Origin of the sequence: Allosphingosinicella sp., from assembly GCF_036387615.1 — a bacterium.
Classification (GTDB): Bacteria; Pseudomonadota; Alphaproteobacteria; order Sphingomonadales; family Sphingomonadaceae; genus Allosphingosinicella.
Genome location: NZ_DASVTH010000041.1, coordinates 72,839 through 89,370, shown reverse-complemented (window position 1 = coordinate 89,370; position 16,532 = coordinate 72,839). Strand labels below are relative to the sequence as shown.

15 protein-coding genes are annotated in these 16,532 nt (G+C 66.6%); 5 read left to right on the top strand and 10 right to left on the bottom strand.

Annotation, left to right across the window (positions count from 1 at the left end):
• The first annotated feature begins 77 nt into the window (after positions 1-77).
• On the top strand, positions 78-422 hold the full coding sequence (locus tag VF631_RS08940; protein ID WP_431849938.1) for a hypothetical protein: 345 nt from the start codon (positions 78-80) through the stop codon (positions 420-422).
• On the opposite strand, the gene VF631_RS08935 is transcribed toward VF631_RS08940, so the two are convergent.
• From VF631_RS08935 to hemB, 4 genes are read right to left on the bottom strand one after another with little or no spacing between them, the layout of a single operon-like run.
• Complete coding sequence (locus tag VF631_RS08935) at positions 409-954, bottom strand: gamma carbonic anhydrase family protein (protein WP_431849937.1); 546 nt, start codon at positions 952-954, stop codon at positions 409-411. The two genes, VF631_RS08940 and VF631_RS08935, sit on opposite strands and share 14 nt — an antisense overlap.
• A complete protein-coding gene (locus tag VF631_RS08930) occupies positions 939-1,475 on the bottom strand; it encodes a GNAT family N-acetyltransferase (protein WP_431849936.1) in 537 nt (178 codons plus the stop codon). The genes VF631_RS08935 and VF631_RS08930 overlap by 16 nt, the downstream gene beginning before the upstream one ends.
• On the bottom strand, positions 1,472-3,709 hold the full coding sequence (locus tag VF631_RS08925) for a spermidine synthase (RefSeq protein ID WP_431849935.1): 2,238 nt from the start codon (positions 3,707-3,709) through the stop codon (positions 1,472-1,474). Before VF631_RS08925 ends, VF631_RS08930 begins: the two co-directional genes overlap by 4 nt.
• Positions 3,710-3,719: 10 nt before the next feature.
• Positions 3,720-4,712, bottom strand: a complete 993-nt coding sequence (gene hemB / locus VF631_RS08920; RefSeq protein WP_431849934.1) for a porphobilinogen synthase — start codon at positions 4,710-4,712, stop codon at positions 3,720-3,722.
• A 42-nt stretch (positions 4,713-4,754) separates the two neighbouring features.
• Between hemB and VF631_RS08915 the strand changes: the two genes are divergently transcribed.
• A complete protein-coding gene (locus tag VF631_RS08915) occupies positions 4,755-5,687 on the top strand; it encodes a diacylglycerol/lipid kinase family protein (protein WP_431849933.1) in 933 nt (310 codons plus the stop codon).
• Between the two features lie 133 nt (positions 5,688-5,820).
• Here VF631_RS08915 and VF631_RS08910 read toward each other — a convergent pair whose 3' ends face one another.
• From VF631_RS08910 to VF631_RS08895, 4 genes are all read right to left on the bottom strand, one after another.
• On the bottom strand, positions 5,821-8,742 hold the full coding sequence (locus VF631_RS08910; RefSeq protein WP_431849932.1) for a valine--tRNA ligase: 2,922 nt from the start codon (positions 8,740-8,742) through the stop codon (positions 5,821-5,823).
• Between the two features lie 124 nt (positions 8,743-8,866).
• The gene (locus VF631_RS08905; RefSeq protein ID WP_431849931.1) at positions 8,867-9,295 is read right to left on the bottom strand and encodes a DUF2497 domain-containing protein; all 429 of its coding nucleotides are present in this window, start codon (positions 9,293-9,295) and stop codon (positions 8,867-8,869) included.
• A gap of 23 nt (positions 9,296-9,318) precedes the next feature.
• Entirely contained in the window at positions 9,319-10,833 is a 1,515-nt protein-coding gene (locus VF631_RS08900; protein ID WP_431849930.1) for a TolC family outer membrane protein, read from the bottom strand.
• Positions 10,834-10,850: 17 nt separating this feature from the next.
• Positions 10,851-11,501, bottom strand: coding sequence for a protein-L-isoaspartate O-methyltransferase family protein (locus VF631_RS08895; RefSeq protein WP_431849929.1), 651 nt, complete (start codon positions 11,499-11,501; stop codon positions 10,851-10,853).
• Positions 11,502-11,771: 270 nt separating this feature from the next.
• Between VF631_RS08895 and greB the strand changes: the two genes are divergently transcribed.
• On the top strand, positions 11,772-12,260 hold the full coding sequence (gene greB, locus VF631_RS08890) for a transcription elongation factor GreB (RefSeq protein WP_431849928.1): 489 nt from the start codon (positions 11,772-11,774) through the stop codon (positions 12,258-12,260).
• A gap of 18 nt (positions 12,261-12,278) precedes the next feature.
• Here greB and VF631_RS08885 read toward each other — a convergent pair whose 3' ends face one another.
• Together VF631_RS08885 and aspS are read right to left on the bottom strand one after the other, a co-directional pair.
• The gene (locus VF631_RS08885; protein WP_431849927.1) at positions 12,279-13,055 is read right to left on the bottom strand and encodes a polyphosphate kinase 2 family protein; all 777 of its coding nucleotides are present in this window, start codon (positions 13,053-13,055) and stop codon (positions 12,279-12,281) included.
• Between the two features lie 93 nt (positions 13,056-13,148).
• Complete coding sequence (aspS, locus tag VF631_RS08880) at positions 13,149-14,963, bottom strand: aspartate--tRNA ligase (protein WP_431850047.1); 1,815 nt, start codon at positions 14,961-14,963, stop codon at positions 13,149-13,151.
• A gap of 93 nt (positions 14,964-15,056) precedes the next feature.
• On the opposite strand from aspS, the gene rnd reads away from it, so the two are divergent.
• On the top strand, positions 15,057-16,232 hold the full coding sequence (gene rnd, locus VF631_RS08875) for a ribonuclease D (protein WP_431849926.1): 1,176 nt from the start codon (positions 15,057-15,059) through the stop codon (positions 16,230-16,232).
• Complete coding sequence (locus tag VF631_RS08870; protein ID WP_431849925.1) at positions 16,229-16,531, top strand: I78 family peptidase inhibitor; 303 nt, start codon at positions 16,229-16,231, stop codon at positions 16,529-16,531. The genes rnd and VF631_RS08870 overlap by 4 nt, the downstream gene beginning before the upstream one ends.
• The last annotated feature ends 1 nt before the right edge of the window (position 16,532 follow it).

The window sequence follows — 16,532 nt, the reverse complement described above, 5'->3', positions numbered from 1 at the left end:
CCCCTTGTCCGGATGCCGAGGAAAGTGCGTCTCGGAGCGAAGCGCGAACTCCTGCACCGCCGCCCAGTGATCCGGGATTGCGGGCCCGGGTCGCCGAGTTGCTTGCCGCGGGCCGGGCCGGACAGACTGAGTTCGCCTCGATCCTGCCTCGGGCCGAACGGGCCGTGGCCGGGGCCGGCGCGGCGGGATCGGAAGCCTGGGTCGCGGCGCAACAGGAAGTCTCGCGACTCTCGGCCGCACGCGCCCGAACCATCGATGCGCTCGCCGAACTGGACTCGCTGGGCATCCGCCGCTCGGCGGAGCGCACGATCAACGAAGAGGATTATCAGGCCATTCTGCAGGCCGAGGGCGAAGCGCGCGCGTTGGCCGAGCAGCAGGAGGCCGAGCTGAACCGTCTGTCCGGACAGCTCAGCCCATCCTGATTGCCTCCGCATGCGCTTTGGCAAGCGCCACGTAATGCGCGACGCCGGCGCGCTGACCTTCCAGCTCCTGCGGGCTGAGGTCGCGCACATATTTGGCGGGGCGGCCGGCCCAGAGCTGGCCGGAGGGGATGCGCTTGCCCGGCGTCAGCATCGCGCCGGCGGCGAGCATCGCGTCGCTTTCGATCACGCAGCCGTCCATCACGATCGCGCTCAGGCCGACAAAGGCGCGGTCGTGGAGGATGCAGCCATGGACCATCGCAAGATGGCCGATCAGCACCTCCTCGCCGATCAGGGTCGGGCGGCCGGTCTGGTCGCCTGCCTTGGGCGAGTCGACATGGATGACGCTGCCATCCTGGACGTTGGTGCGGGCGCCGATCCGGATCCGGTTGACGTCGCCGCGCAGCACGCAATTGTACCAGATGCTGGCTTCCGACCCGATCTCGACATCGCCGATCAGCTGCGCGCCCGGCGCCACGAAGGCGGTGGGATCGATGCGCGGCGTGTGGCCGTCGAATGTCAGGAACTGCGCCATTCGCTCCTCTCGATCAGGTAGACGATCACCGGCCCCTCCGCCCATTCCGGGCCGTGGTAGTCGAGGTCGGGCCGGCGCGTCATGCCGAGGCGCTCCATCAGGCCCCAGCTCGATGCGTTGCCTTCGACCGTAAGCGCCATCACGCGTTCGGCCCCGAGCGCGCGAAAGGCATGGTCAAGCGAGGCGGCCGCCGCCTCCCTGGCATAGCCCTGCCCCCAGGCGTCTTCCCGCAAGCGCCAGCCGATCTCGTACATTCCCTCGACCGGGCTGCCCGGATCGTCGCCGAGCTTGAGGCCGCAAAAGCCGAGCAGCCGGCCGTCCACTTTCCGCTCGACCGCCCAGAAGGTGAAGCCGCGCTGCTCCTGCCAGGGGATGAAACGATCGGTGATCGCTGCGACGGCTTGCTCGCGGGTGCGGACGCCGCCGAGCCAGCGCATCACGGCTGGGGTGTTGAGCTCGAGCCAGGGCTCGATGTCGTCGAGGCTCCAGTTACGAAGCAACAGGCGCTCGGTCTCGATCATTTGGTCAGGCCGCGCAGGAGCGGAAGAATGGTCGCATAATCGTCGCTCCAAACCGGGAAGTCGGGGTTGGCGCGCAGCCGCTGCCAGCCCTTGTCCGGCCCCGTGCGGGCAAGGCTGTCGAGGATGGCGGGATCGCGGGAGAGGGCGACCCAGACGGAAGGGTGTGCCTCTTCGAGGACGGTCTCCTCGTATTTGGGGCTGTAGCTCAGGATGCGCGCCTGCCATCCGCGAGCGGCGGCATTGGCGGCGATCACGGGCTTCAGATCGAGATAGCGGTTGGAGATGTGGACGAGGAGCAGGCCGGAGGGCTGCAGCGCGCGCCCGTAGACGTCGAGGGCCTCGCGGGTCAGCAGGTGCATGGGGACGGCGTCGGAGGAGAAAGCGTCGACGGCGAGCAGGTCCAGGCTGGCGGGCGCCTGGCGGCCGACGGTGAGCCGCGCATCGCCGAGCACGATACGGGCGTCGGGCGCACAGCCGGAGAGGAAGGTGAAACGCTTGGCGTCGCGCGCGATGCGGACCATCACCGGATCGATCTCGAAGAAGGTCCAGCTTTGGCCCGGCACGCGGTAGCAGGCGAGCGTGCCGGTCCCGAGGCCGATCACGCCGATACGAGCGCGAGCGCCGTAAAATGGCGCGGCGGCGTCCATCGCCAGCCCGACGCCGGACAGGCGGGTGTAATAGCTGGTCGGTTCGTGCTGCAGCCCGGGGCGGAGGCTCTGGACGCCGTGCACGGTGGTGCCGTGGGTGAGGACTCGGGCCGAGCCGCTGGGTCGGGTCGAGACTTCGTAGATGCCGAAATAGCTGCGGGTCCGCGTGTCGCCCCAGCTCACCTTCAGGGTCGACCAACCGCCGTAGCTCAGCATAAGGGCGGCAAGGCAAGCGGCGAGCATGGCGGGACGGCCGATGCTGATCAGCGACAGGGTCGCGATCAGTATGGGAGCGGCGAATCTCACCCATTCCGGGGCGCCGCTCCAGAAGTAGCGATCGGCGGGGATCGAGAGCAGCAGGACGGCTGTCGGCAGCAGTAGGGTCAATGCAGGGCCGAGCCGTGGTCTTTGCCACAGCCGTTCAATGAAGCCGAAATAATTGCGTTGGGGCAGGAGAAAGGCGGCGGCCAAGACCAGTAGCGGGTGCTCGTAGGCCCAGTCGAAGATGGTCGGCGCTACGATGGCGCAGAAGGCGCCGCCGAGCACGCCGCCTGCCGACATGCTGAGGTAGAAGGCGGTGAGGTGGTCGGGCGCGGGGCGGAGGCGGTACAATTCGCCATGCAGTGCGACCGCGATGACGAACAGCAGGCTGAGCCCGAGGGTGGCGGAGAAGATCGGGCGCTGCGACCCGTCGAAGAATGACAGCCCGCCGGCGATCAGGACGATCAGCGGCGCGACCTGCGTGATGAACTGGGTCGGTCCGCGGCGGGTCGCGAAGGCGAGGACGAAGCTCAGCAGATAGAGGCCGAGCGGGACCACCCACAGCAGCGGAACGGCGACAATGTCGGTGGTGAGGTGGGTCGTGGTGGAAAGCATCAGGCCCGAAGGGACTGCGGCAAGAGCGATCCAGTGCAGAACGCGTCGACGGCTCGGGGCGGGCGAGGCTTCGGTCTGGTCCGCCTCGATCGCCTGGGGCGGTATGGTCAGCGCGCAGCCGGCGACCAGCAGAACGAGAAGCGCATAGCCCGCCGTCCAGAGCAGGCTCTGCTGCTGGAGCGTGAGCAACGGCTCCACGATCAGCGGGTAGGAGATCAGCCCAGCGAAGCTGCCGAGGTTGGAAGCGGCGTAGAGGGCGTAGGGCTCACCGCGGCTGCTTTCGAGCGCATACCAGCGCTGCATCAGCGGCGCCTGGGCGGAGACGATGAAGAAGAGCGGCCCGATCGAGGCGATCAGGAACCAGGGCACCCACAGAGCGGGTGCGAAATTTGCGGGCAGGTCGGTCTGGAGGAGGCCGATCGGGAGCCATAGCGCCGCGATCGCGAACAGCGCCAGGTGAAGTCCGGCCTGCTTGCGCGGGCGCAGCCGCCCGATCCAGTGGGCGTAGGCATAGCCGCCGAGCAGCAGTGCCTGATAGACCAGCATGGCGCTGTTCCACACCGCAGGCGCGCCGCCGAGCCGTGGCAGCGCCATGCGCGCGACCATCGGCTGCGTCAGGAACAGCAGAAACGAGCCGGCGATGATGGTGGTGATGAACAGCGGCCGGGCGAAACGCTCCCGGTTCCCGGCGATCGCGGCTTCAGTCGCCATCGCGCGTCCTTTAGCCGAGGAGCCGTGCGGCGTGGGCCGCGTGGTAGGTGAGCACCCCCGAGCAGCCGGCGCGCTTGAAGGCGGTGAGCGTTTCCAGCACGAGCGCGTCCCTGTCCCCTGCCCCAGCGGCCGCCGCGGCTTCGATCATCGCATATTCGCCGCTGACCTGGTAAGCGAAGACCGGCACGTCGAAGCGCGCCTTCACCTTCGCGACGATGTCGAGATAGGCGAGGCCGGGCTTCACCATGACGTGATCGGCGCCTTCGGCGATGTCGAGCGCGACCTCGCGCAACGCCTCGTCCGAATTGCGAGGGTCCATCTGGTAGCTCTTCTTATCGCCCTTGAGGAGCCCGCGCGAGCCGACCGCATCGCGGAACGGGCCGTAAAAGGCGCTCGCATATTTGGCGGCATAGGCCATGATCTGGACGTTGGGGTGGCCCGCCTCCTCCAGCGCGCAGCGGATCGCGCCGACGCGGCCGTCCATCATGTCCGAGGGCGCGACGATATCCGCGCCGGCCGCAGCCTGGACCAGAGCCTGTTCGACGAGGATCTTGGAGGTCTCGTCATTGACGACATAGCCGCGCTCGTCGGTGATCCCGTCATGACCGTCGGCCGTATAGGGATCGAGCGCGACATCGGTGAGCACGCCGAGATCGGGGACCGCATCCTTCACGGCACGGATCGCGCGGCAGATCAGATTGTCCGGATTGAGCGCCTCGGAGGCGTCTTCCGTTCGAAGCGCCGTCGGGGTGTTCGGAAACAGCGCGACACAAGGGATGCCGAGCGCCCTCGCCTCTCGGGCTTGTTCGACGATGCGGTCCACCGACCAGCGGGATACGCCCGGAAGCGTCGTGATCGGCTCCTCGACGCCTTCTCCCTCCGTGATGAACAAGGGCCAGATCAGGTCGGACGGGGTCAGCCGCGTCTCCGCGACGAGCTCGCGCGACCAGGCGCCAGCCCGGGTTCTGCGAAGGCGCGCCGAGGGAAAAGGACAGGGAGTCATCGAGGCGGCTGTAGCCGGGTGGCGCTTGAAGCGGCAAGGCGGATGGACACGGATTGCGATCCGGTGTGTTGTTCCTTTGTGGAAACGAACCGACCCGTGCCCCGCGAGGCCGTCCTCATCGTCAACGCGCATTCGCGCAAAGGTCAGGACCTGTTCGAACAGGCGTGTCAGAAACTCGAGGCGGCGGGCGTGCGCCTGATCTCCAGCCATGCCGTCAAGGACCCGAACCTGCTCGACGACGAGGTGCGCGCCGCGATCCGGAAGGGCGCGCCGATGGTGATTGTGGGCGGCGGCGATGGGTCGCTGTCCGGCACCGTCGACGATGTGGTCGACAAGGATTGCGTGTACGCGCTGCTCCCGCTCGGCACCGCCAACAGCTTCGCCCGTACCCTCGGCATTCCGCTCGACCTGGACGGCGCGGTCGAGGTGATCGCGACCGGCAAGCGGCGGCGGATCGACCTGGGAATGATCGACGGCGATTATTTCGCAAACGCCGCGGCGCTCGGGTTGTCGCCGATGATCGGGGATAGCGTGCCGCACAAGCTCAAGCGCTATCTCGGCCGCGTCGGCTATCTGATCTGGGCGACCTGGTGCTTCGTCCGGTTCCGCCCCTTCCGCCTGATCGTGGACGACGGAACCAAGGAGCATCGGCTGTGGTCGACGGAGGTTCGGATCTTCAACGGCCGCTTCCATGGCGGAGTCGAGCTGACCGAGAATACCGATGTCGACAGCGGCGACATCGTCATCCAGGCGGTGACCGGGCGCAGCCTGGCCCGGCTCGCCTGGGATTGGTACGCCAAGTTCTTCAAGCTGCGCTCCCGCGACGACAATACTGTCGAGTTCCGCGGCAAGAGCCTGCGCCTCGACACAAGGCCGCATCACCGGATCTCGATCGACGGCGAGATACTTGCGCGGACGCCGGTGACCGTCGCCGTCGCGCAAAAAGCGATCGAGGTGGTGGTGCCGACAACCTAGGTCCTCCCCGGGACGGGGAGGTGGCAGGCGAAGCCTGACGGAGGGGGACCTGAACCCACGCTGCTTCCGTGACCCACCCCCTCCACCACGCCGCTTTCGCGTCGCGGTCCCCCTCCCCGTCCCGGGGAGGATCTTAGGCGAGCCGCGCGAGCGCCGCTTCGAGTCGCTCCGCTTCCGCAGCCTTGTCGGCGTGATCAGCCCGAGCTTTCTCCACCGCTTCCGGCTTTGCTCGTTCAACGAAGCTCCGATTGCCGAGCCGCTGCGCCAGAGAATCCCGCTCCTTGGCGGCGGCCTGCATGGCCTTCTCGAGGCGTAACCGCTCGGCGGCGATATCGATGACGCCTTCGAGCGGGAGCAGGAAGGTGGCTTCCTCAAGGACGATCTGCGCCGAGCCGCCGGCCGGCGCGTCGCCCGTGGCGACCGTCTCGATGCGGGCGAGCCGGCGAAGCGCGGCGAGATTGCGCTCAAGCCGGGCGGAGGTACGCTCGCTCGCGTCGCGCACGTGCAGCGCCAGCTTGGCTCCCGGGGGCACGCCGAGTTCGGTGCGCGCAGCACGAATGCCGCTGACCAGGCGGATCAGCCAGTCGATCTCCGGCCCGGCCTCTGCGTCGAGCGCTCGCGCATCCGACATCGGCCATTTGGCGACGATGAGATCATAGGGGCGTTTGCCTCCTCCGACGCCGCTCAGGGCAGGCATGGCATGCCAAAGCTCTTCGGTGATGAAGGGCATGAAAGGGTGGAGCATGACCAGGATCTGGTCGAGCACCCAGGCGGCGACCTGCCGCGTCTCCTGTGGGGGGCCCCCTCCACCACTCGCCTGCGGCGAGCGGTCCCCCTCCCCGTCCCGGGGAGGATTTTGGGTCAGCACCGGCTTGATGAGCTCGAGGTACCAGTCGCAGAAGGTCGCCCAGACGAAGTGGTAGATGGTGTTGGCGCTCTCGTCGAAGCGGAAGTCGGCGAGGGCGAGATCGAGCGCGTGGATCGTCTTCACGGTTTCGCCGATGATCCAGCGGTTGACCGGGAGCGTCGCGGCGGGCGGCTGCAGTCCGTGCGAGCCGCCGATGCCGTTGGCCTGGCAGAAGCGTGCCGCGTTCCAGAGCTTGGTCGCGAAGTTGCGGTAGCCCTCGATGCGCTTCTCATCGAGCTTGATGTCGCGGCCCTGGCTTTCCATCGCCGCAAGGGTGAAGCGGAGGGCATCGGCGCCGTAGCGGTCGACCAGCCCGAGCGGATCGACCGTATTGCCCTTGGACTTGGACATCTTCTGCCCCTTGGCGTCGCGGACGAGGCCGTGGAGGTAGAGCGTCTTCCAGGGCTTCTCGCCCATGAACTGGAAGCCCTGCATCGCCATGCGGGCATCCCAGAAGAAGATGATGTCGAAGCCCGAGACGAGGACGTCATTCGGGTAGTGGCGCCGGAGTGTCTCCGTCTGCTCGGGCCAGCCGAGCGTGCCAAACGGCCAGAGCGCGGACGAGAACCAAGTGTCAAGCACGTCAGCATCCCGCCGGAAGTAGATCGGGTAATCGGGGTATTCGCGCCCGATTTCAGGAACATTGGCTGTATCCATTAAGGTCGTTGCGTCGCCCCAGGACGCCACCTCAACAAAGACGACGCAGCTATCCTTGCCCTCACCTCTCCATCGAGCCTCGGAGGTAGTTATGAACTGCTTATAGTATGTTGACCGTGCGAGTGCGATCGCCTCGTCACGAGTTTCAGCAACCACAACCTGGAATGGGCGGTCCGGATCGCCATAAATGGGCAACCCAGCTTGATCCAAAGGCGGAAAGTACCAAGCCGGGATCTGATGACCCCACCAGAGCTGGCGGGAGACGCACCAGGGCTGGATGTTTTCCAGCCAGTTGAACCAGGTCTTCTCCCAAGTCTTGGGCACGACCTTGATGTCGCCCGAGCGGACCGCCTCGATTGGGCGCTTGGCGAGGGTCTGGGCGTCGACATACCATTGGTCGGTGAGCCACGGCTCGATCACCACGCCCGAGCGGTCGCCATAAGGCGTCTGGATCGTGCGATCCTCGACCTTGTCGAGCAGATCCTCGGCCTCCAGCAGCTCGACCACGCGCAAGCGGGCTTCGAAGCGGTCGAGGCCGACCAGCTCGGCCGGGATCAGGCCATCCTGCGTCTGCGCGATCCGCGCCTGCGCATCGAGCATGTTGAGCATTTCCGCCGCCTTGATGCCGGCGCGGCGGCCGACCTCGAAGTCGTTGAAGTCGTGGCCGGGTGTGATCTTGACTGCGCCGGAGCCGAGTTCGGGATCGGCATGTTCGTCGGCAATGATCGGGATCAGGCGACCCGTTATCGGAAGTCTGATCTGCTTGCCGACCCAGGTGCGATAGCGCTCGTCCTCCGGGTGCACGGCGACCGCCATGTCGCCCAGCATCGTCTCGGGCCGCGTCGTCGCGACCTGGATGTGGCCGGAGCCGTCCTCGAGCGGGTAGCGCAGGTGCCAGAACTTGCCCTGCGCCTCGCGGGTCTCGACCTCCAGGTCGGATATGGCGGTGCCGAACTTCGGGTCCCAATTGACGAGACGCTTGTCGCGATAGAGCAGGCCGTCGCGATAGAGCTGGACGAAGACCTTGAGGACCGCGCGGGTGAAGCCCTCGTCCATGGTGAAGCGCTCGTTGGCCCAATCGCAGGACGCGCCGAGGCGGCGGAGCTGGCGGGTGATCGCGCCGCCCGATTGCGCCTTCCACTCCCAGACATGCTCGACGAACGCTTCCCGGCTCATGTCCGTGCGCTTCACGCCCTGGCTCTCCAGGTTGCGCTCGACGACCATCTGGGTGGCGATGCCGGCATGGTCCATTCCGACCACCCAGAGCGCGTCCTTGCCCTGCAGGCGGGCGTGGCGGATCAGGATGTCCTGCAGCGTATTGTCGAGCGCGTGACCGATGTGGAGCGAGCCGGTCACGTTGGGCGGCGGGATGACAATGGTGAACGGCTCGGCCTCGCTCCGGTCGGGGCGGAACAGGCCTTTGGCTTCCCAATGCTGATACCAGCGCGCCTCGATGGCGGCGGGGTCGAACGTCTTCGGCAATTCGGTCATGCGAAGGCGATTAGACGACGAGGCCAGTCAAGCAACCCTCCAGTGCTCCTGCGAAAGCAGGAGCCCAGCTAGTGCCTGCGGGACTGGGCTCCTGCTTTGGCAGGAGCACAAGCCTAAGCTGCGACTAAAGCCGCTTGCCGGTGATCCGGGCGATCTCGCGGGCAACCATGTCCTCGACCATCTCGGGCAGGCGCGTATCGAGCCAATCCTTGAGCATCGGACGAAGCATCTCGCGCACGACAGCCTCGAGTGGGCCGTCACCCCCATAGGCCTGCGGCTCAAAGCTCTTTGGGCGGACCGCCGCGAGCGCCGCCAGCGATTGGCGGGCGGTGGCGGTCACGTTCGCCGAGATGAGGCCGTGATCCTCGCGGAGCGGCTCGCTCAGCTCCAGCACGTCCTCCTCCGGTTCGGGCGGAGGCGGCGCGTCGGAAACCTCGATGGGCTCCTCGTCACCGCGGGCACGCGGCGCTGGGCCCGGCGCCGGGCGAGCGTCATCGGCGATGACGCGTTTGATGGAAGCGAGTATCTCTTCCATCGACGGATCTTGGTTCATGTCCCCCATGGCCAAGTTATTGCTTATTGATTGGGCTGTGTCACGGGGGTGTTTTGCCCCTGCCCCTGGGTCGGCTGATTAGGGCGGGCCGGCGGCAGTGGGACGGTTCGCGCCGGCGCGGACGTGTCCGGCGGACCGACAGTCACGGTGCGGGTCGCGACCGGCTGCCCCGGTCGCGGATCGTCGCCCCAGTCGCCGGTCCGGCGGGTCACGCGATTGTAGTTGGCGACGGGATCGTAAAGCGGCCCGCCGTCCAGGTTCAGGTCCTCGACCTCGGCCTGGCCCATCGCGTTGAGCAGGTTGAAGCCCGCGACATAAGCGTCGCGCCGGGCGGAGACGAGTTGGACCTGGCTGTTGAGCAGCTCCTGCTCCGCGTTCAGCACGTCGAGCACGTTGCGGGTGCCGACCGTCTGCTCGGCCCGTACGCCCTCCAGCGCCAGCTGGTTTGCGGCAACCGCCGTTTCGTTCGATTCGATGGCTTCCAGCGAGGCGCGGTAGGTTGCGAACGCGGCGCGCGTCTGTGCAACGACCGAACGCTCCACGGCGACGCCCTGCTCGATGAGCTGGCCCTGGAAAGCCTGCGCCTGGCGCACACGCGCGCCGACGAGGCCGCCCTGATAGATCGGGATCCGGCCCTGGACGCCGACGCTGGTCGACGTTTGCGTATTGCTTGCGCCGGGCGCGAACTGCTCGTCGGCGGTGCCGAGGAAGTTCGTGCCGCGGCCCGAACCGATCGCATTGACGGTCGGCAGCCGGTCTGCCCGGGCGATCGCGACGTCACGCTCCGCGGCCCGGATCTGCGCGGCGATCGAGACCAGGTCGGCATTGTTGGACAGCGCGACCTGCACCGCCTGATCGGCGGTGCCCGGAAGGGTCGGGAGCGGCGGCGGTGGCTGGAGGTTGTCGGGCCGGTCACCGATGACGCGCTGATAATTTTCCTCGCTGGAGGTCAGCCGGCCCTGCACGGTCGCCAACGCGCTTCGGGCCAGTTCCAGGCGTGCTTCGGACTGCGCGACATCGGTGCGGGTGAGGTCTCCGACCTCGAACCGGTCGCGGCTCGCCTGGAGGTTGGTTTCGAGCACCCGAACCTGGTTGCGGTTGAGCGCCACGATGGAGCTGTCGCGGATCACGTCCATGTAGGCCGCCACCGCCTCGGTGAAGATATCGCCTTCGACCGCGCGGAGCAGCGCTCGGCCGGCGAGGACGCGTTCATCGGCGGCGCGGATCTGGTTGCGGACGCTGCCGCCGTTGAACAGGGGGTAGCTGACGTCGACGCCGAGGTTGAGGTTGCGGCCGTTGCCGCCGCCTGTGCGGGTCAGATCCTGGTTCAACCCAGCGGTCGCCGAGACTTGCGGTCGCCCGAGCGCGCGGGCGATCGCGACCGCTTCGTCGAGGCCGCGCAACTGTGCGCGCTGCCCGGTGAGGGTCGGGTTCGCCGCATAAACGCGATTGAGCGCGTCGCGTAGCGTATCGGCCTCGGCCGCACTTCCGATCAGCAGCGCGCCAAGCGCCGCCGCACTCAATAACCCACCCCGCATGACGCCCAAACTCCGCTTCAAAAAGTAAAAGTGCGCGGCATGACGAAGCCCGGCAGGATCGCCGCCGCCCTGTCCGATACCGGCGCCATTCCGAATCCCTCGCCAGCGCGGCGCCCGATCGCCAGGCGGCTGACGCCCTCCTCCAGGAGCGCGGCCGCAAGCCGCCCCCCGTCCCGCAATTGCGCGACCAGCATATCCGGAATGAACTCCACCGCGCCGTCGATCAGGATCAGATCATAAGGCGCGCCGGGTTCATAGCCCTCGGTCATGGGCCCGTGGACAAGCTTCACACCCGTATCGGCCAGCCGGGTATGCGCGATCGCGACCAGCTCCGGATCGTCCTCCACGGCGACGACGGAGCCCACCAGCCGGTCCATCACAGCGGCTGCATAACCTGTCGCGGCGCCGATCACGAGCGCGCGCTCGCCGTCCTGGGGGGCGGCCTCGGTCAGTAGCCGGCCAAGCGCAAGCGGCGAATTGAGCTCGCGATCGCCCGTCAGCGGGACCGGGTTGTCGGCATAAGCGACCGCGGCCCGCTCCGGCGGCACGAAGCGCTCGCGCGGGACCGCGCCCATCGCGGCGAGCACGCGCGCATCGCTGACGCCCGTCGTGCGAAGGCTGTTCGAAACCATCGCTCGCCGCATCTGCTCGAAATTATGCTCGGTCATCCCGCCCTTGATCGCACAGCTGTATTGTCCACGCAACACAGTTCCTGACTCTTGTATCGGCAAGCCTCTGAACCGCCAAGCGCAGATGCGGCACGCTTGCTGGTTCAGCAAGAGCCGTGCCATCGCGGTCACGGTGGCAGCTTGACCCGCTTGCGCCCCGATCGTCCGCCCGTGAACACCTCGTGACCGGAAGCGGACACTTGCAGGCGGGACGAAGTGGCATAAGCTCCGGCTTGGAGCCGGCAATGCGCTCAGCCCCGCGGGAAACGAATGGACCAGCAACCGAACTATATCACGCCCTCCGGCTATCGGCGGTTGCGTGAGGAATATGAGGCTTTGTTCTCCGCCGAGCGGCCGGCACTGGTCGAAACGATCAGCTGGGCGGCGGGGAATGGCGACCGTTCGGAGAACGGCGATTACATCTATGGCCGCAAGAAGCTGCGGGAGATCGACCGGCGGCTTGCCTGGCTTTCAAAGCGGATGAAGTCGGCGCAGGTGGTCGATCCCTCCCGTCAGGAGGATCGCGCCCGCGCCCTGTTCGGCGCCACGGTTACCCTCGCGGACCAGGACGAGAAACAGCGCGTGATCACGCTCGTCGGTGAAGACGAGGCAGACGCAGGCGCGGGGCTTGTGAGTTGGAACTCGCCCATTGCCAGAGCGGTGCGAGGGGCGAGGGTCGGCGACCTGCGAGTTGTCCGGCTTCCGTCCGGTGAGCGGGAATATGAGGTGATCGCGGTGGAATATCCCGCTTCCGTCTGATCGCGTCGCGATGGCGCCTTAACCGTGTCTTGCGAAGGCTGACTTCGCCATGGCGTCGATCTCTGGCCGTGCAGGCGGGGGGTCGGCAGGCGCCGCCCCTCCCAGCGCATCGGCGATCACGGTCAGCGCGGCGATCCGCGCGGCCTTCTTGTTGTTCGCGTCGATCACGCACCAGGGCGCCTCCCGACTGTCGGTTCGCGCCAGCATTTCCTCGGTCGCCTGGTGATAATCAGTCCGGCGAGCACGGTTGCGAAAGTCCTCCTCGGTGACCTTCCAGCGCTTCCAGGGGTGCTCGAGGCGCGCTTTCAGCCGCTTGTCCTGCACGTCTTGCGTGACATGGAAGAAGAGCTTCACGATCGCCGTGCCGTCCGCCGCCTGTTGCGCTTCGAACGCGTTAATCTCCTCATAGCCACGTCGCCACTCCGCCTCGCTGGCGAAGCCCTCGACCCGCTCCACGAGAACCCGGCCATACCAGCTGCGATCGAAAACGGCGATCTGGCCGGCACCGGGGAGCCGCGTCCAGAAACGCCACAGGAAGTGGCGGTTCTTCTCCTCCTCGCTCGGCGCGGCGATCGGCCACACCCGGAACGCGCGCGGGTCCCAGTTGGCGGTCAGGCGCTGGATCGCGCCGCCCTTGCCCGCCGCGTCCCAACCTTCGAACACCACCATGCTCCGCCGCCCGTGGACGACATGGGAGACGAGGATGCGGGCGAGCCGCTCCTGCAGCGCCCCCAGATCGGCTTCGTAGTCGCCCTTGAACCGGGCTCCGGATTCGTAGTTGGCCAGCCTCATCATGCCCACCTTCGTCACCCCAGCGCAGGCTGTGGTCAAGGTGAAGTCAAAATGGATGCCAGCCTTTGCCGGCGTGACGGATTGAGAGCTACCCGATCATTCCGGCCGGACCAGCTCGGCTTTCTCCTTCCGCGTCGCCCCGGGCTGCTCGATCAGGCGGATGTGCAGGTCGCGCAGCTGCTTGGCCGAGACCTCGGAGGGCGCGCCCATCATCAGGTCCTCGGCGCGCTGGTTCATCGGGAAAAGGACGACTTCGCGGATATTGGGTTCGCCCGCGAGCAGCATGACGATGCGGTCGATGCCGGGCGCGGAGCCGCCGTGCGGGGGAGCGCCGAACTTGAACGCGTTGATCATGCCCGAGAAATTTGTGTCGACATCCTCGCGGCTGTAGCCGGCGATCTCAAATGCCTTGTACATGATGTCCGGACGGTGGTTCCGGATCGCGCCGGACGACAGCTCCACACCGTTGCAGACGATGTCATACTGATAGGCGAGGATATCGAGCGGGTCCTTGGTCTCGAGCGCTTCCAGTTCGCCCTGCGGCATCGAGAAGGGGTTGTGGCTGAAGTCGACCTTCTTGGCTTCCTCGTCATATTCGAACATCGGGAAGTCGACGATCCAGCAGAAATCGAACCGGCTCTCGTCGATAAGGCCGAGCTGCTCGGCGACGCGTGTTCGTGCGAGGCCGGCGAGCTTGGCCGCCTGCCCTTCCTTGCCGGCCGCGAAGAAGATGCCGTCGTCCGGTCCGAGCCCAAGTTCCGCGATCAGCCTGCGGGTCGCTTCCTCACCGTGGTTCTTGGCGATGGGCCCGCCGAGCTCTCCGCCTTTCTGGGTGATGTAGCCAAGGCCCGCATTTCCTTCGGAGCGCGCCCAGTCGTTCATCTCGTCGAAGAACTTGCGGCTCTTCTCCGCCGTCTTCGGCGCCGGGATCGCGCGCACCACATTACCGCTTTCGACCAGTTTCGCGAACAGGCCGAAGCCCGATCCGCGGAAATGATCGGACACGTCGGTGATCAGAATGGGATTGCGCAAGTCCGGCTTGTCGGACCCGTATTTCAGCATGGCTTCGCGATACGGGATGCGCGGGAAAGCGCCTTGCGTCACGCTCTTGCCGTTCGCGAACTCTTCGAAAACGCCGCCCAGAACCGGCTCGAGAGCCGCGAATACATCGTCTTGCGTGACGAAGCTCATTTCCAGATCGAGCTGGTAGAACTCGCCGGGAGAGCGATCGGCGCGGGCGTCCTCGTCGCGGAAGCAGGGGGCGATCTGGAAATAGCGGTCGAAGCCGGCGACCATGATCAGCTGCTTGAACATCTGCGGCGCCTGCGGGAGCGCGTAGAATTTACCGGGATGGACGCGGCTCGGCACCAGATAATCGCGCGCGCCTTCGGGGCTGGAGGCGGTCAGGATCGGGGTCTGGAATTCGGTGAAACCCTGATCGACCATTCGACGCCGGATCGAGCTGATCACGTTGGAGCGAAGCACGATGTTGCTGTGGATGCGCTCGCGGCGAAGGTCGAGGTAGCGATAGCGAAGGCGGATATCTTCCGGATATTCCGCCTCTCCAGCAACTGGGAGGGGCAACTCCTGTGCTGCCGACTGAACGGTCGCGCCGCGCGCGAACACCTCGATCTCCCCTGTCGCCAGCGCTCGATTGCTCGTGCCGTCGGCGCGTGCTTTCACCACGCCATCAATTGTGACGACCGATTCCACGCGCACGGCTTCCAGTACCGGCAAGGCGGGCGAATCCACGTCCGCGACGACCTGGGTGATGCCGTAATGGTCGCGCAGGTCGATGAAGAGCACGCCGCCATGGTCGCGCTTGCGATGCACCCAGCCCGAGAGCCTGACTTCCTCGCCGACTTGAGTCGCGCGCAGTTGAGCGCAGGTATGAGTGCGATAGGCGTGCATGGCGGCTTTCTGGTCTGGCTGGGAAAGGCGATGCGCTTCGCCGCCTGCGCTCCACTTTGTCAAGCGCGGAGCCCGGGGCTATGAGGCGCTGCAATGCACATCCACCCACTCATCACCGACACCGAATCGCTGCAAAGTCTTTGCGAGCGTCTCGCCCAATCCGACTTCGTCGCAGTCGATACCGAATTCATGCGCGAGAACACCTATTGGCCCGACCTGTGCCTGGTGCAGATCGGCAATCTGGAGGAAGCGGCCGCGATCGACCCGAAGGCGGAAGGGCTCGACCTGACGCCCTTGCTCAATCTTCTCGTCAACAACGAGGATGTGCTGAAGGTGGTCCATGCGGGTGGGCAGGATCTGGAGATCATCTACAACCTGACCGGGGGCACGCCCCATCCCTTGTTCGACACCCAGATCGCCGCGATGGCGCTCGGGCTGGGTGAGCAGGTCGGCTATTCGAACCTGGTCGAGAACCTGCTCGGAAAGAACCTCGACAAGGGTGCCCGCTTCACCGATTGGGCGCGCCGCCCGCTCGACAAGCGCCAGATCGATTATGCGATCGGGGACGTGACGCACCTCGCGACATTGTTCCCGAAGATGTTGGCGCGCCTGAAGAAGACCGGACGCGGCGTCTGGCTGGACCAGGAGATGGAGCGGCTCGGCGATCCTGCCAATTACGCCAACGATCCTGCCCTCGCGTGGAAGCGAGTCCGCGTCTCGAGCCGCAAGCCGGACGTGCTTGGGCGTCTCAAGGCGGTCGCCGCCTGGCGGGAAATCGAAGCTCGGCAGAAGAACCTCCCGCGCGGCCGGATCATGAAGGACGAGACGCTCGCCGACGTCGCCTCCCACCCTCCCGCGAACCAGGAGGCGCTGGCGCGGGTGCGCGGGCTTTCGGCCGGGTGGAAGAACAATGACATTGGCGCGCGGCTGATGGACGCGCTCGCCTCCGCCCATCCCCTCCCCGCGTCCGAGCTGCCGCCGCGCGAGGATCGCCAGCCCGGGCTCGGCAAGGAAGGCGCGCTGGTCGCGGACTTGCTCAAACTCCTGCTCAAGATCCGGGCGCGGGAGAGCAACGTCGCGGCGCGGCTGGTCGCGCGATCGGAGGAGCTGGAGCTGCTGGCCGCTGGGCGCCGCGAGGGTCTTTCGATCCTCGAAGGCTGGCGGTTCGAGGAATTCGGCCGCGATGCGCTCGATCTGGTCGAAGGGCGACTCGCCTTTGCGATCCGGGGCGGCAAGCTGATCATGACGCGGACGGAGGTGCAGGCTTGAGGATAGTCGCCGGAGCGCTGATGATGATCACGGCTGCCTGCATGACGCCGGCCCAAAGCGAGGAAGCCGTTCCCGAGCATGGCAGCAGTCCCGGCTTTCGCTGCGAGGCAGGCAAGGCCCAGGCGCTTGTCGGGCAGTCCGCCTCGGGCGAGCTTGGCGCCCGCGCGTCGGCCCTAACCGGAGCGCGGACAATCCGCTGGGTCCAGCCCGGGCAGATGGTGACGATGGACTATCGGACGGACCGGCTGAACATCGAGCTGGACGGGAGAAATCGCGTGACCGGGATCAAGTGCGGCTGAC

Bases quoted from the DNA above. Each gene is read 5' to 3' on its own strand.
- VF631_RS08900 (WP_431849930.1), bottom strand. From the start codon at position 10,833: ATGCGGGGTGGGTTATTGAGTGCGGCGGCGCTTGGCGCGCTGCTGATC.
- VF631_RS08910 (WP_431849932.1), bottom strand. From the start codon at position 8,742: ATGACCGAATTGCCGAAGACGTTCGACCCCGCCGCCATCGAGGCGCGC.
- VF631_RS08895 (WP_431849929.1), bottom strand. From the start codon at position 11,501: ATGACCGAGCATAATTTCGAGCAGATGCGGCGAGCGATGGTTTCGAAC.
- greB (WP_431849928.1), top strand. From the start codon at position 11,772: ATGGACCAGCAACCGAACTATATCACGCCCTCCGGCTATCGGCGGTTG.
- VF631_RS08935 (WP_431849937.1), bottom strand. From the start codon at position 954: ATGGCGCAGTTCCTGACATTCGACGGCCACACGCCGCGCATCGATCCC.
- hemB (WP_431849934.1), bottom strand. From the start codon at position 4,712: ATGACTCCCTGTCCTTTTCCCTCGGCGCGCCTTCGCAGAACCCGGGCT.
- aspS (WP_431850047.1), bottom strand. From the start codon at position 14,963: ATGCACGCCTATCGCACTCATACCTGCGCTCAACTGCGCGCGACTCAA.
- VF631_RS08915 (WP_431849933.1), top strand. From the start codon at position 4,755: ATGGACACGGATTGCGATCCGGTGTGTTGTTCCTTTGTGGAAACGAAC.
- rnd (WP_431849926.1), top strand. From the start codon at position 15,057: ATGCACATCCACCCACTCATCACCGACACCGAATCGCTGCAAAGTCTT.
- VF631_RS08905 (WP_431849931.1), bottom strand. From the start codon at position 9,295: ATGAACCAAGATCCGTCGATGGAAGAGATACTCGCTTCCATCAAACGC.
- VF631_RS08930 (WP_431849936.1), bottom strand. From the start codon at position 1,475: ATGATCGAGACCGAGCGCCTGTTGCTTCGTAACTGGAGCCTCGACGAC.
- VF631_RS08885 (WP_431849927.1), bottom strand. From the start codon at position 13,055: ATGATGAGGCTGGCCAACTACGAATCCGGAGCCCGGTTCAAGGGCGAC.
- VF631_RS08925 (WP_431849935.1), bottom strand. From the start codon at position 3,709: ATGGCGACTGAAGCCGCGATCGCCGGGAACCGGGAGCGTTTCGCCCGG.